Annotated in this window: 9 protein-coding genes and 1 CRISPR repeat array; all 9 genes read left to right on the top strand. The window is 56.9% G+C overall.

The features are described from left to right. Positions 1–108 precede the first annotated feature (108 nt). Complete coding sequence (locus tag H1S06_RS10815) at positions 109–1257, top strand: pyridoxal phosphate-dependent aminotransferase (RefSeq protein ID WP_181740030.1); 1149 nt, start codon at positions 109–111, stop codon at positions 1255–1257. Further along, positions 1245–2036, top strand: coding sequence for an amidohydrolase (locus H1S06_RS10810; RefSeq protein WP_181740028.1), 792 nt, complete (start codon positions 1245–1247; stop codon positions 2034–2036). Before H1S06_RS10815 ends, H1S06_RS10810 begins: the two co-directional genes overlap by 13 nt. Next, positions 2033–2824 (top strand): 5-oxoprolinase subunit PxpA, encoded by a 792-nt coding sequence (locus H1S06_RS10805; protein ID WP_255483021.1) that lies wholly within the window; start codon positions 2033–2035, stop codon positions 2822–2824. Before H1S06_RS10810 ends, H1S06_RS10805 begins: the two co-directional genes overlap by 4 nt. 509 nt (positions 2825–3333) lie before the next feature. Beyond that, positions 3334–4311: a type I-F CRISPR-associated endonuclease Cas1f gene (gene cas1f, locus H1S06_RS10800; protein WP_181740026.1), complete on the top strand. Its 978-nt coding sequence runs from the start codon at positions 3334–3336 to the stop codon at positions 4309–4311. Beyond that, positions 4308–7610, top strand: coding sequence for a type I-F CRISPR-associated helicase Cas3f (cas3f, locus tag H1S06_RS10795; RefSeq protein WP_181740024.1), 3303 nt, complete (start codon positions 4308–4310; stop codon positions 7608–7610). Before cas1f ends, cas3f begins: the two co-directional genes overlap by 4 nt. A gap of 411 nt (positions 7611–8021) precedes the next feature. Next, positions 8022–9317, top strand: a complete 1296-nt coding sequence (gene csy1, locus H1S06_RS10790) for a type I-F CRISPR-associated protein Csy1 (protein WP_220183852.1) — start codon at positions 8022–8024, stop codon at positions 9315–9317. After that, on the top strand, positions 9310–10287 hold the full coding sequence (csy2, locus tag H1S06_RS10785) for a type I-F CRISPR-associated protein Csy2 (RefSeq protein ID WP_181740022.1): 978 nt from the start codon (positions 9310–9312) through the stop codon (positions 10285–10287). The genes csy1 and csy2 overlap by 8 nt, the downstream gene beginning before the upstream one ends. 1 nt (position 10288) lies before the next feature. Further along, positions 10289–11326 (top strand): type I-F CRISPR-associated protein Csy3, encoded by a 1038-nt coding sequence (gene csy3 / locus H1S06_RS10780; RefSeq protein ID WP_181740020.1) that lies wholly within the window; start codon positions 10289–10291, stop codon positions 11324–11326. 1 nt (position 11327) lies between these two features. Next, positions 11328–11891, top strand: coding sequence for a type I-F CRISPR-associated endoribonuclease Cas6/Csy4 (gene cas6f / locus H1S06_RS10775; RefSeq protein ID WP_181740018.1), 564 nt, complete (start codon positions 11328–11330; stop codon positions 11889–11891). Positions 11892–12021: 130 nt separating this feature from the next. Continuing rightward, a CRISPR array of direct repeats spans positions 12022–15651; the repeat unit is 28 nt; unit sequence GTTCGCTGCCGCACAGGCAGCTGAGAAA. Positions 15652–15658: the final 7 nt, after the last annotated feature.

Below are 15658 nucleotides of genomic sequence, written 5' to 3'. Positions count from 1 at the left end.
TCCAGCATTCGACATTCTACCTCTCGCTTGCGGTTAGGCCAGCGCATTTGTTGAGCGCTTCTGGCTCTGTCCGGTACTATTTGATCTCAATCATGAGTCGAGCATGTCATGCATTACCCCGAAACCAAGTTGCCCAGGGTCGGTACCACGATCTTCACGCAGATGTCCGCGTTGGCGCAAGCCCATCAGGCGATCAATCTGTCGCAGGGTTTCCCCGACTTCGATGGCCCCCAGGTCCTGCTGGAGCGAGTCGGACATTATATTCGTCAGGGCGACAATCAGTATGCCCCCATGAGCGGAGTGCCTTCGCTGTGTGAAGCCATTGCCGCCAAAGTCGAGCGCTGTTACGGTCGGCGTGTGGACGCCGGTACGGAGGTAACCGTGACCTCTGGAGCAACCGAGGCCCTGTTTGCTGCCATTGCGGCTGTGGTTCGCCCCGGTGATGAAGTGATTCTGTTTGATCCGGCCTATGACAGCTATGATCCGGCCATCACCCTGAATGGGGGCAAAGCGGTCCATATACAGCTGATGCCGCCGGTGTTTGCGATTGATTGGGAAGCTGTGGCCCGAGCGATCACGCCTCGAACGCGGATGATTATTCTGAATACGCCGCACAACCCGACAGGGCAGACTCTGGGCCCGGATGACTTGCAGGCGCTGAGCGAACTGGTGGCGGACACCGATATCCTGCTGCTGGCGGATGAAGTATACGAACATATCGTATTTGACGGCGCCGCTCATCAAAGTATCAACCGTTACCCCGATCTGGCGCAGCGCAGTTTTATCGTGTCGTCCTTCGGCAAGACCTATCACACCACCGGCTGGAAAATCGGCTACTGTGTTGCCCCGGCCCCGTTGACCGCCGAGCTGCGCAAGGTACACCAATATCTGACGTTCAGTACCAGCACACCGATGCAGTTGGCGCTGGCCGACTTCATGCGTACCGATACCGAACATGACCAGAGATTACCGGCCTTTTATCAGGCGAGGCGCGATCGTTTCAATGCGCAAATGGCCAGCAGCCGCTTCCGCTTTACACCGGCTGCGGGTACTTACTTTCAGGTCATGGATTACAGTGGTATCAGCAACTTGCCGGATACCGAATTTGTGCTTTGGCTGATTGAACAGGCCGGTGTGGCAGCGATTCCGCTGTCGGTTTTCTGTCAACAGCCCCCCGAGATGAAACTGATTCGCTTCTGCTTTGCCAAAAGCGAAACAACCCTAGATCAGGCAGCGGAGCAATTATGCAAAATTTGAGAATCAGTCTGGTACAGACTCATCTGGACTGGCAGCAGCCGGAGGCCAACCGTGAGCGCCTGACGGCGCTGTTGGCACCCTTGGAAGGACAGACCGACATCATTGTCCTGCCTGAAATGTTTACCACCGGTTTCACCATGGAGCCGCAAACCGTTGCCGAGCCTGTGACCGGGCCGACGCTGCAGTGGATGCAGCAGCAGGCTGCCGTGCTGGGAGCCGCTCTGTGCGGCAGTATCGTGGTTGAGGACGACGGATACCGTAACCGCCTGCTGTTTGTAACACCGGAAGGAGAGGTGCATCACTACGACAAGCACCACCTGTTCCGCATGGCCAATGAGCATGAATACTATGCGGCCGGCACCGAGCGTTGTCTCATCGAATACAAGGGGTGGCGTATTCTGCCACAGGTGTGCTACGACCTTCGCTTCCCGGTCTGGTGCCGCAACCGTGATGACTACGACCTGCTGCTGTGCGTCGCCAACTGGCCGGCACCACGCCGTCATCCCTGGCGCACCCTGCTGTTGGCGCGCGCCATCGAAAACCAGTGTTATGTTGCGGGTGTTAACCGTGTTGGTGAAGATGGCAAGGGGCTGGATTACAGTGGCGACAGCCTGCTGGTGGACTTCAAGGGCCAGGCCTTGCTGGATGGTCCTGCCGGAGAACCCTTTATCAAGACCGGACTGCTGAACGGGGAAGACTTGAAACAGTTCAGGCGTAACTTCCCGGCCTGGCAGGATGCTGATGATTTTACGCTGCAGCCAGGTGGTGACAGGGCATGACCCGCACCATGGCCAAGGTGGCCCGCAATCGGCCGCGCCTGTTGCTGAACTGTGACATGGGCGAAAGCTTCGGTGCCTGGCGCATGGGGCTGGATGAGCAGGTGATGCCGCTGGTGGATCTGGCCAACATCGCCTGTGGCTTCCATGCCTCCGATCCGATGACCATGACCCACACCGTGCTGTTGGCCAGGCACGCAGGCACGACCATCGGTGCCCATCCCGGTTACCCCGATTTGACAGGTTTCGGGCGGCGCAGCATGCAGTGCCATCCGCAGGAAATCGTTTCGATGATGCAGTATCAGATCGGGGCCTTGGCGGGCATTGCACGTGCACACGGTGTGAAGGTCAGCTATGTCAAACCGCACGGGGCCCTGTATAACGACATGATGAAGGATCATGACATCCTGCGGGCAGTGCTGGAGGGTGTGACCCGTTATGATCCATCCCTGCCGCTGATGCTGATGGCCACGGCCGACAATCGACCGGTGCAAGCGGTGGCTGCCGAATTCGGGGCGCAATTGATGTTCGAGGCATTTGCCGATCGGGCTTACGATGCCAACGGCTTTCTGATATCGCGCGGGGTACCAGGCGCGGTCTACGAGGATGAAGCCCGAATTCTGGGACAGACCCTGCAATTGGCTGAAACCGGCATGGTACGCGCGCTGGATGGTACTCGGGTCAGGCTGGAGGCGGATACTCTTTGTGTACATGGCGATAATGCGGAGTCAGTACGAGCCGTACAGCATATCCGTACCGAACTGAACCGGCTGTACGGGAATGCGGGGTGAACATCTGGCATACCGATAATGCAGGGCCGGGTGCCCTGCTCATTTGTTCTGATCCGCACATTGATGAGACGTGGCGTGTGTGCCACCGGTAAACATGCCTGCCTGTGGGCGGATCGCCATGTTAGGCCATGTCGCTCAACGAGCCGTTAATTGAACCCAGGCAAGCGCTACAGCTGAAGCCGGGAGAGCATTGGCGGCTCCTCCAAATAGGGTAGCGTTCTTGCCCAAGGTGCCTGCATGCTGACGCAGCGTCAGCCCCATTCCTTTATATGCACCTATTCCGATGCCGCTTAGCAGGCTTTGGTTCGGCTTTATGGTTTATTGGTGTTTAAATTGAGTTCTGTATTTTGTTTTCCCTCAGCAGGAAGCTGGGGGGCTGGTCCAAAGTATGGTTGAAAAAAAAGTTGCATCTTAGCTACAGTGTAGACTTCGGCTTTGAGTACTGACGGCCTCTTAGAGGTTACTTCGATTCATGCAAACTTAATGGGTCAGTATAGGCAGGATGCAACATGGACGACTTCTCACCTTCAGACCTAAAGACGATTCTTCATTCCAAACGCGCCAACATTTACTACCTGGAATACTGCCGGGTGCTGGTGAATGGCGGTCGGGTGGAATATGTCACCGACGAGGGGCGACGTTCCAACTACTGGAACATCCCCATCGCCAATACCACCACCGTATTACTGGGCAACGGCACCTCCATCACCCAAGCCGCCATGCGTGAACTGGCCAAGGCAGGAGTTCTGGTGGGCTTTTGCGGCGGGGGCGGAACACCCCTGTTCAGTGCCAATGAAGTGGATATTGAAGTGGCCTGGTTTTCACCGCAAAGCGAGTACCGGCCCACTGAATACCTGCAGCACTGGGTGGGCTTCTGGTTTGACGATCAAAAGCGGCTGGAAGCGGCACGGATGATCCAGCAGGCCAGGCTGAACCAATTACAAAAACATTGGACTAGCAATCGACTGCTGAAAGATCAGGGGTTTGGCATTGCATCTGAAATGTTAGTGCCGTTACTCGACCAACACCGGGCCAGCATTCAACGGGCGCCTGACGTAACCACTCTGCTGACCGAAGAAGCCCGGCTGACCAAGCATCTGTTCAAGCTGGCGGCACGGGCCGTGGACTACGGCGACTTTGTTCGTGCCAAACGAGGCAGCGGCACTGATCCGGCCAACCGTTTTCTCGATCACGGCAATTATCTCGCATACGGGCTGGGTGCTACAGCGACCTGGGTGCTGGGTTTGCCACATGGTCTTGCCGTGCTACACGGCAAAACCCGTCGGGGTGGCCTGGTGTTTGATGTGGCCGATCTGGTCAAGGATGCTCTGGTCTTGCCGCAGGCATTTCTATCGGCGGTGAAAGGAGAAGAAGAGCAAGAATTCCGACGACAATGTATAGAGTCTTTGACCCGTGCCGAAGCGTTGGACTTCATGATCGATACGCTCAAGGAGATTGCTACAACACTCGGGAAACCAGCCGCATGAACGTATTGCTGATCTCCCGTTGCAGCAAGAATGCATTGACCGAAACCCGCCGTATTCTGGATCAGTTTGCCGAACGCAGAGGGGATCGCACCTGGCAGACGCCCATCACTTGGGATGGCCTGACCACGCTGCGCAAATTGCTGCGTAAAACGGCACGCAAAAACACGGCGGTGGCCTGTCACTGGATCAGGGGCAAGGACCACAGCGAACTGATGTGGATCGTTGGTGATACCGGTCGTTTCAATGCCGAAGGCGCTGCGCCGACCAATACCACCCGGCGCAACATTCTGCGGCAGCAGGACGAAAATGACTGGCACACCGCCGAGGATATAAAGCTGCTGGCCGCCATGGCCGCGCTGCTGCATGATCTTGGCAAGGCGTGCGCCGCCTTCCAGCTGCGGCTGCAGGGCAAGGGGCCTGAAGGTGCCAATCTCTATCGTCATGAATGGATATCCTTACGCCTGTTTCAGTCTTTCGTGGGCACGGATGACGATGCGGGCTGGCTGTCCCGCCTGGCGGATACGGAAGCCACCAGCGATGCCTGGCTGTCAGGGCTGATCAGAGACGGCCTTGGAGATACTGAAGCCTATCCCTTTCGGACGTTGCCGCCGCTGGCGCAGGCGATCGGCTGGCTGGTGCTGACCCATCACCGCTTGCCCTGTCGTCCCGAGCTTGAGGGGCTGAGATCCGAGGATCTTGAAGCGCCATTGCTGGATATCGATGCGCAGTGGAATCAGCGCAACGTCAACGCCGATCTCAAGGCGATTCAGCCCTATTGGACGTTTAACGCACCTCTTCCGGTAGCCACTCGGCGCTGGCGTACCCAAGCCGCCAAGTATGCTCAGCGTCTGCAGCAGCGATTGGATCGCGCCGCTGATGGTTGGCTGAGCAACGCCTATGTCCTGCACCTGGCCCGGTTATCGTTGATGCTGTCTGATCATCACTACTCCAGTCTGACCAAATCCGGCGACCGTGTGCGGGGCGAAGCCGATTATCCACTCTACGCCAACACCGAGCGCAAAACGGGGGAGCTGTGCCAGCGCCTGGATGAACACTTGCTGGGGGTCGCCAAAGTCAGCCGCAGTGTCAGCCATCACTTGCCTACGCTAAGCGACAACCTGCCCCGGCTGGCGCGGCACAAGGGGTTCCGCCAGCGGAGCAAGGCCCAACGTTTCAGATGGCAGGATCGGGCCTTCGATTTGGCCGAGGGGCTTAGGGAAAAAGCCGCCAACCAGGGTTTTTTCGGTATTAATATGGCATCGACCGGATGCGGCAAGACATTGGCGAACGGGCGTATCCTCTATGCTCTGGCCAACCCGCAGCAGGGTGCCCGTTTCTCCGTTGCGCTGGGGCTTAGAACCCTGACGTTGCAGACTGGTCAGGCCTATCGTGACCGGTTGAACCTTGGCGATGATGAACTGGCCGTCAGGGTGGGCGGTAGTGCCAGCCGTCAGCTGTATGAATTTTATGAAGCACAGGCCGAAAGCAGCGGCTCGGCATCGGCGCAGGCACTGGTGCCCGAAGACAGCCATGTGGTCTATGAAGGCAACTTTGCTGAACATCCCGTGCTGCAAACGGCCGGACACGATGATCGGATCAAGGCGCTGATATCGGCCCCGGTGTTGGTGTGTACGGTCGATCATCTGGTACCGGCGACCGAAAGTGAGCGCGGCGGGCACCAGATCGCCCCCATGCTGCGGTTGATGAGCAGTGACCTGGTACTGGATGAGATCGACGATTTTGACTTGAACGACCTGCCGGCCCTGACACGGCTGGTGTACTGGGCCGGCTTGCTGGGCAGTCGGGTGCTGCTGTCTTCGGCGACGTTACCGCCGTCACTGTCCGAAGGGCTGTTCCGTGCCTACAAGGCTGGCCGGGAAGAATATCAGCGCAACCGTGGCGAGCCGGGAACGCCTGTGAATATCTGCTGCGCCTGGTTTGATGAGCATGATCGCCTGCACCAGGACTGCCCGGACGAGCAGAGTTATACACAGGCCCATCGTGCCTTTGTCGAGAAGCGTCACCAGACGCTGGCGCAGGATGAGATACGTCGCCGTGCAGAACTGGTGCGGATATCGACACTGTCGGGTCAGCAGGATGAGCTGCGCCGGAGCTTTGCGCGGGACCTGCTGCAACAGGCCCAGCGTCTGCACCAATGTCACCATACTCTTGATCCGCACACCGACAAGCAGGTCAGCTTTGGCCTGATCCGCATGGCCAATATCGAACCGCTGGTGGAGGTCGCCAAGGCCATCTACCGAGCCGGTGCCGAGACCGGTACGCTGATTCACCTCTGTGTTTATCACTCCCAGTATCCTTTGCTGATCCGTTCCGCGATTGAGCAGCAATTGGATGGAGCGCTGAATCGACAGGACAGTCACGCCGTCTTTGATCGGCCGGATATCCGCCGGCGCCTCGATGCTTATCCACAACAGGATCAGCTCTTTATCGTGCTGGCCAGCCCGGTTGCAGAAGTTGGCCGGGATCACGATTATGACTGGGCCATTGTCGAGCCTTCCTTCATGCGCTCGCTGATTCAGCTGGCCGGGCGTGTCCGCCGGCATCGACCGGAAACCTGCACAACGCCCAACATCGTCCTGATGCACACCAATTTGAGGGCATTGGAACGTAGAGGGCAGCCTGCGTTCTGTTTTCCCGGATTCGAGAACAAAGACAGTTTGTTGAGCAGCCATGATCTGGAAAAAATTCTGCATCCTGAGGAGCGGGATGTGATCGATGCCAGGCCTCGTATATGGCCGCGTGACGAACTCCGGGCCCGCGATAACCTGGTCGATCTGGAACACGCCCGTCTGCAGTCACAGATGCTGGGTGAACCTCAGGCCCAGGAGGCCTCCGGTGGCAATCGGCGCCGACGCAGCAGCCGGGTGACACAACCGCTCTCCGCCGCCAGTTGTTACCGCCAATCCGGTGCCATGCTCACGGCCATGTTGCAACGCAAGCAGCGCTTCCGTAACAGTCCTACGCAACAGGATGATCTGGTGTTGTTGCCGGATGAAGAGGGGGCGAATACATGCCTGCATCGGGTTGAATTCAATCGCCACCAGCGCCGGGATATCTATATTCCGGTGGATCACTTGTTCCATCAAACCGAGCTTGAAGCGGCTGACGGCATCGTGACCTGGGGTGTGGTGAATTATCTCGAAGCGCTGGAACTGCTGGCCGACGCGATGGGCTTGAGTCCCGAGGTATGCGCACGGCGTTTCGGCACGCTGTCGCTGGATCAGAATACCAATGGCTGGATATTTCATCCGGCATTGGGTTTTACGAAGAAAGGTTGAGAAAAAGGCCGGCTGTGAAGCCGGCCGCTGCCTATTCGGCAGTAAAGGAAAGGTGTGCTTGGCAATACCAGCATGCTTTTTCTCAGCTGCTTGTTCAGCAGTGAAGATAGAATACATAACTTGCTTTGCAATGTCAGCATGCTTGGTATTGATTGTTAGTTGGATGAGGCTTATAGTGTGAAAACACTGAGGCGGGTGGAGCCGCCCCAGTGCTGAAGTTGGCTAAACAACAGTAATCGGGAAGAACTGAGCTTGCCAGGTTTGCAAGCAAGGAGGTGAGTGCGTGGTTGGCTATCGCGCCGTGATAATAGGAGTTCACCACAGTTAAGGAACCAACAAGTAGCAAGATACCTATCTGCTTACAAGTGGGTATCTTGCCATACCTGCTATCAAACCCAAAGGCAGAATGTTATGGATAGCATGCTTCAGGAAAAAGGGCAGACACTGCGTCAGTTGATGCAAGCGTTCATCGATGAGCGCCTGGCTGCCAAGCTGGAAAAGCTCAAACCTGATGATCCCAAATATGTGGAGCTTCAGGAGCAGTACCGATTCGACAACTGGATCGAAGATGCTGCCCGGCGTGTCGGGCAATTGCAGGTGGTGACGCATACCCTGAAGGCGGTTCATCCTGATGCCAAGGGTACGAATCTTTTTATTCCCCCCAACGCCCTACCGGATAAACCCTGGGTTGGAAGTCACCTGCTGGACGATAACTATGCCACCGATGTGGTGGGTAATGCTGCCGCGCTGGATGTGTACAAGTTCCTCAAGCTGGAATTTCAGGGGCAGACTCTCCTGTCTCTGGCGTTGGAACAAAACGCCGAGCTATCGGATGCCCTGAGTGCAGATCCGGGTAAAGCCCGGGATTTTTTGGAGGCTTTTGCCTCAATCACTCAAGGTAAGGGAGGTGATCGTTCCAGTACCCGCGCCAAGCAGATCTACTGGCTTGTCGGTGATGAGCCGACCCGGAATGAAGACTTTCACCTGCTGTCGCCGCTCTATCCTTCTTCACTGTCTCATCGTATTTTTCAACGCATTCAGCACGACCGTTTCAGTGAGGAAGCCAAAGCCGCGCGTCAGGCTCGCCGGGAAAACAAGTTGTCCGCAACGGGTCATGCCGACTACCTGAATTTCGCCACCCAAAAGCTGGGAGGCACTAAGCCGCAGAATATCTCTCAACTCAACAGCGAACGGGGCGGCAATAATTACCTACTGGCCTCTCTGCCGCCGGTTTGGCACGCCCGAGACAACAAGCCTCCCTTGAAAGTGGAGTCAGTTTTCCCGCGTTTTATGCGTCAGAAACAGCCTCGCTGGCTGATGCAACGGATGCATGAATTTCTGCTGAGCAACCCACCGGTCAATGTGCATACCCGCACGCGAGTTGATGCCTATGTCGATGCGCTGATCGAGGAGCTGATCCTGTTCAGCGCTCACCTGCAGCAACTGGAGCCTGGCTGGTCGGCGGATCCCGATTGTCGGCTGGTCGAGGCTGAACAGCTGTGGCTTGATCCCTGGCGCGTTGAGCTGGATGAGAATTTTGCAGCACGTCGTACTTTTGGCGACTGGGTGGAAGAGGTGCAGAGCCGGTTTTCCAATCAGGTGAACAAAGCACTGTCGGGCCTCCCGGCAGGGGATGCCGAGCACCGTGAATGGAGCCGCCGTATCGACAAAAAACTGAATGCCTTGCGGGAGGTGCTGGATGTCTGAGCCCGATACTTTACTGGTGCTGCCGCGGCTGCGTATTCAGAATGCCAACGCCATTTCAGGGGTATTTACCTGGGGCTTCCCGGCCATGACCGCCTTTGTCGGCATGATGCACGCACTGGAACGGAAATGTGCAGCGGCCAATCTGGATGTGGCGTTCAACGGCATTGGTGTGGTCTGTCACCAGCATGAGGCGCAGGTGACGCAAGGTGGCTATACCCGGGCCTTCCATCTGACCCGCAATCCTGTGGGTAAAGACGGCAAGACCGCCGCCATTGTTGAAGAGGGGCGTATCCATCTGGAAATCAGCCTGGTGCTTGAGGTTGATCTGAAAGACCTGCGCTTGAGCGGGGAAGAAGAAGCACGAGCCTTTGCTCAACAGGTGGCTGACGTTCTGGCCACGCTGCGTATAGCAGGGGGCACCATTCAGCCGCCGATGCCGGGAAGAAAACAGCGCCTCCCCTGGTTGCTTCAAGTCGATGAGGCGCAGGACGTGAGGGACTGTCAGCTGCGCCGTCTTAAGCAACAGCTGTTGCCGGGTTTCTCGCTGGTGCTCAGAGATGATCTGTTACAGCAACATCGAGGCCTGATGCAGCAAAAAGACCCTGACGCGGATCTTTTGGACGCCTGGCTCGATCTGTCGCGGCTGAATCACGACTGTCGTGAAACTGAAGAAGGCGTTGAATGGTTTATCCGCCGTGATCATGCCGGTTGGCTGGTGCCCATCCCCATTGGTTTTGCAGCCCTGTCTGAGCTGTATGAGGCCGGGCAGGTCGAAGCGGCCCGCGACCAAACAACCCCCTTCCGGTTTGTGGAAGGCATTTATTCCATCGGTCAGTGGGTCAGTCCACACCGCTTCAAATCGTTCAATGACTTCATCTGGTATGTGGATAACGACCTGGATACCGGTACCTATCGCTTGAATAACGACTATCACAAGACTGCACAGCGTGACGCAGAAAAGGAGTTTTGACATGGCTAAACAAGAAACCCTGAAGACCGCATCCGTACTGGCATTCGAGCGCAAGCTGGATGTATCCGATGCGCTGATGTTTGCAGGCAACTGGTCGAACCGACAGGATGCGGACAACTGGCAGCCCATTGAAGTGCGTGAAAAGTCGGTACGTGGCACCATCTCCAATCGGTTGAAAACCAAGGATCAAGACCCAGCCAAGCTGGATGCGGCGATTGAGAATCCGAACCTGCAAACGGTGGATGTAGCCACTCTGCCCAGCGAAGCCGATACCCTGATGCTGCGCTTTACCCTGCGCGTCCTGTCCGGTGCCGGCACTCCTTCTGCCTGCAACAACGCCGACTATCAGCAAAAACTGAATGAAGTGATTACAGGCTATGTGCAGCAGCATGGTTTTGCGGCACTGGCGCATCGCTACGCAACTAACCTGGCGAACGGCCGTTTCCTGTGGCGCAACCGGGTCGGTGTGGAAGAGGTGGAAGTGCAGGTGTCACACCTCAAACAGGGTGTGCGTGAACACACCTGGGACTTCGATGCCTTGAGCTACTCAATGCGTGATTTTGAGGCAACAGGCAACAACGAAACGGGCCTGAAAGCCTTGTCGGAACTGATCGAGTTCGGTTTGGCGGGTGAGCAGCATGTTCTGTTGGAAGTGACCGCGTTTGCACGCATTGGGGCCGGTCAGGAAGTTTTTCCGTCACAAGAGCTGATCCTGGATAAAGGCAAGGGGGACAAGAGCCGTACCCTGTACGAGGTACAGGGGATCGCCGGGATGCACTCCCAGAAGATCGGTAATGCCCTGCGCACCATTGATACCTGGTACCCGATGGAGGAGGGCGTGCACCTTGGCCCAATTGCCGTTGAGCCTTATGGATCGGTGACAACCCAGGGCAAGGCCTACCGCCAGCCGAAGGCAAAAGCGGATTTTTATAACCTGCTGGATAACTGGGTACTTAAGGACAAAGAGCCTGCCGAAGGCGACCAGCACTTTGTGATGGCAACGCTGATTCGCGGCGGGGTATTCGGGGAGGCCGGTTGATATGGATGCCTATCTGGAAATCAGGCTCCTGCCGGACCCGGAGTTTCCGGTCAGTTTCCTGATGGGGGCGCTCTATGGCAAGTTGCATCGTGCGCTGGTGACGCTCGAGTCCAGTCAAATCGGTGTCAGCTTTCCGGGCTACAGCCAATCCCCCCGGGGACTTGGTGACTGCCTTCGACTGCACGGGGATCAATCTGCATTATCACAGCTGATGATGCAGAACTGGCTGAAAGGCATGTCTGATCATATTCAATGCTCGGACATCCTGCCGATCCCCGAATCAGTACAATACCGGACCGTTTCCCGGCGTCAGTTCAAAACCAGCAGCGAACGTCTGCGCCGGCGCCGCATGAAGCGCAAGGGCGAAACCTGGGAACAGGCAGCAGCCGCAATCCCTGATAGTGTTGAGCGCAGACCGGATCTGCCTTATGTGCACCTGAGAAGCCAAAGCACGGAGCAGAGTTTTATTCTGTTTATAGAGCAGGGCGAGTTGAGGGAACAGCCGACCAGTGCCGAGTTCAATACCTATGGGCTCAGCCGGCAGGCAACGATCCCCTGGTTTTGACCCTTTTTCGGGGGTACAGAAAACCACACTGCTAAATCAAATACTTACCTGCCCCCTTGAGAAAAGGGGGCAGGCAGGTATTTGTGTATTTGTTCTTTAAAAATCAGCGAGTTATAGCTTTATTGTTCTAGTTCGCTGCCGCACAGGCAGCTGAGAAAGTTGGTTTCGGGCGCTCCGCGTGTTCCACCTGGTTCGCTGCCGCACAGGCAGCTGAGAAAACAGGCGCTGAACCTGCCCTAGGTAATAATACGTTCGCTGCCGCACAGGCAGCTGAGAAAATCTGTTGACGTTAGGCTGATGCCAATGCAGCGTTCGCTGCCGCACAGGCAGCTGAGAAAGGCGAGAAAAAGCAGGGCAACTGGATCGATGCGTTCGCTGCCGCACAGGCAGCTGAGAAACAGGTGGGCGGGGCGGTGGGCCTCTCCGGCGTGTTCGCTGCCGCACAGGCAGCTGAGAAAAGCTGGGCGCTTTCGTGGTGGTCAACACACACGTTCGCTGCCGCACAGGCAGCTGAGAAAAGAGGAAGAAGCAAGGCTGCTGAAGGTATACCGTTCGCTGCCGCACAGGCAGCTGAGAAAGAAGGCAAAGCAAAATTTATCATCAAGTAAAAGTTCGCTGCCGCACAGGCAGCTGAGAAAGAAGTCACTCAACCAGGCGAACGGCGGTTACGGTTCGCTGCCGCACAGGCAGCTGAGAAAAGGATGAGGCGTTACTGAATGCCATGGCGGTTGTTCGCTGCCGCACAGGCAGCTGAGAAAGGACACGGCCCCGGCTGAATACGTGGTCAGGGGTTCGCTGCCGCACAGGCAGCTGAGAAAAAGGAGGAAGAGAAAAAGCAGCTCGAAAAGGAGTTCGCTGCCGCACAGGCAGCTGAGAAATCATACAGGTCTTTTACGGACTGCTCGCTTTTGTTCGCTGCCGCACAGGCAGCTGAGAAATGGAGGCCATCTTCAGCACGGACAAAAATCGGGTTCGCTGCCGCACAGGCAGCTGAGAAAAATGGAAATACACTGGATAAAACCATGTTCGTGTTCGCTGCCGCACAGGCAGCTGAGAAAAGCGTGCGATAACCATGGGCTTCTTTGATCAGGTTCGCTGCCGCACAGGCAGCTGAGAAAAGCATGGGCTTATTGCAAAGATGCTGCATCATGTTCGCTGCCGCACAGGCAGCTGAGAAATGCAAATACGAGCTGGGAGAGCTGGTGTTCGAGTTCGCTGCCGCACAGGCAGCTGAGAAAATCAACGCACCGATTCGATGGCGGAATTCTGCGTTCGCTGCCGCACAGGCAGCTGAGAAAATGCAGAAGTACAACAAGCTCGGCGTTGCGGTGTTCGCTGCCGCACAGGCAGCTGAGAAATAGGTGCGACAGCGCTAGGGCTAAGAAGCGATGTTCGCTGCCGCACAGGCAGCTGAGAAATGCCATGCGGATTTCAATCACATCGTGGCCGGGTTCGCTGCCGCACAGGCAGCTGAGAAATGCAGCAGCTATCAGATGCCATCAACGAAATCGTTCGCTGCCGCACAGGCAGCTGAGAAACAGCATGCTGACTCCATGATATGTCCGATGCGGTTCGCTGCCGCACAGGCAGCTGAGAAACACTATTGAAGATCTTTTTGCCGACGACGAAAGTTCGCTGCCGCACAGGCAGCTGAGAAACAAAAGGACTACACCCAGACGTCCGCATCTACGTTCGCTGCCGCACAGGCAGCTGAGAAAATAAAACTGAACCAGCAGGTGACACATGGCAGGTTCGCTGCCGCACAGGCAGCTGAGAAATTACGGCTATCTGCGCTGACGGAACGTACAGCGTTCGCTGCCGCACAGGCAGCTGAGAAAGCAATCGCACTACCAGCCGCGACGGTCAATGCGTTCGCTGCCGCACAGGCAGCTGAGAAAAGCCTGCGCGGCGCGTTCGGTAAGTGCGACAAGTTCGCTGCCGCACAGGCAGCTGAGAAAAGAGGGATGATGGCATCGGCGCTGATGAAAAATGTTCGCTGCCGCACAGGCAGCTGAGAAACTTCTCCTCGTGCGGGTCGTCCACGATGTATTGTTCGCTGCCGCACAGGCAGCTGAGAAATGAGTGGCTGAAGCGTCAATACGGAATCAACTGTTCGCTGCCGCACAGGCAGCTGAGAAATGAATCAGCCGCGTAGACCGTGCCGAGGATCAGTTCGCTGCCGCACAGGCAGCTGAGAAACCGTACCTGCACGGCCCTAACGATTTCCCACATGTTCGCTGCCGCACAGGCAGCTGAGAAATGTCCGGGGCAGGGGTCTAGTGGGGAACTGGTGTTCGCTGCCGCACAGGCAGCTGAGAAAGATAGGGTAGAAACCTATTGCTCTATCCAATTGTTCGCTGCCGCACAGGCAGCTGAGAAACTGCGGCGGCTGTGCATCTGTTTTGCCTTGCTGTTCGCTGCCGCACAGGCAGCTGAGAAAAGCAAAATTTCTACCTGTTCGTCATACGATTTGTTCGCTGCCGCACAGGCAGCTGAGAAACACGTGTGCCCTATGCCCGTCCGTCGCGTAGCGTTCGCTGCCGCACAGGCAGCTGAGAAATGCGCTAATGACTTAATTCGACCAGGGACTACGTTCGCTGCCGCACAGGCAGCTGAGAAAAACACCTGACCCCATACGGGTCAGCAGCTCTTGTTCGCTGCCGCACAGGCAGCTGAGAAAAGCATGGGCGCTACGTTCTGGCCTGGTGAATTGTTCGCTGCCGCACAGGCAGCTGAGAAAGTTGTGGTCCGCGACTTGGAATGTTTCGCCCCGTTCGCTGCCGCACAGGCAGCTGAGAAAGCGAAAGCATAGTGGGGCCACTGTTGCCGAAGGTTCGCTGCCGCACAGGCAGCTGAGAAATCGGTCTGCCTCACCTGCGCCTCGGTTATCTGGTTCGCTGCCGCACAGGCAGCTGAGAAATGCCACGTCTGTATTTCAAACTCTGGGTAACGGTTCGCTGCCGCACAGGCAGCTGAGAAATGACATATCAGCGGGAGCATCGCCCCAGATATGTTCGCTGCCGCACAGGCAGCTGAGAAAGGTGCGTTCCAGTTTGATGTGGCGATACTGGTGTTCGCTGCCGCACAGGCAGCTGAGAAAGGGGAGCGTGTGATGACCCGGCCTTCGATTTCGTTCGCTGCCGCACAGGCAGCTGAGAAAGACAGTGAGCGCCACCACGTTCATGATCAGATGTTCGCTGCCGCACAGGCAGCTGAGAAAAGGAGTTACCGGGCTGGGCCGTACTCTCCGCCGTTCGCTGCCGCACAGGCAGCTGAGAAAGTCAACTTCGATGATCGAGCTGATGAGGGCATGTTCGCTGCCGCACAGGCAGCTGAGAAACACGCACCGGACATGCCGCGGCGATCTGACCCGTTCGCTGCCGCACAGGCAGCTGAGAAAAGGCCGCCATGTTGGGCAGTAGCGCAACCGGCGTTCGCTGCCGCACAGGCAGCTGAGAAATCGCACGATACCCATGAGTCCCGGTAAGAGGAGTTCGCTGCCGCACAGGCAGCTGAGAAATCGACGCGGCGTTCTACCCGATTTGGGGAGCAGTTCGCTGCCGCACAGGCAGCTGAGAAAATTCGGCGAAACCTACCTGCTGCAACGCCCGTGTTCGCTGCCGCACAGGCAGCTGAGAAATCTTGCGGATGGCATGCAGTACTTCCATACCGGTTCGCTGCCGCACAGGCAGCTGAGAAATGTAGATAAGTACGCCGGGTGGGAGTGGTTGGGTTCGCTGCCGCACAGGCAGCTGAGAAATATTGAG

The sequence above is a fragment of the Marinobacterium marinum genome (assembly GCF_013868415.1).
GTDB lineage: Bacteria > Pseudomonadota > Gammaproteobacteria > Pseudomonadales > Balneatricaceae > Marinobacterium > Marinobacterium marinum.
This window is presented reverse-complemented; position numbering and strand designations above follow the sequence as displayed.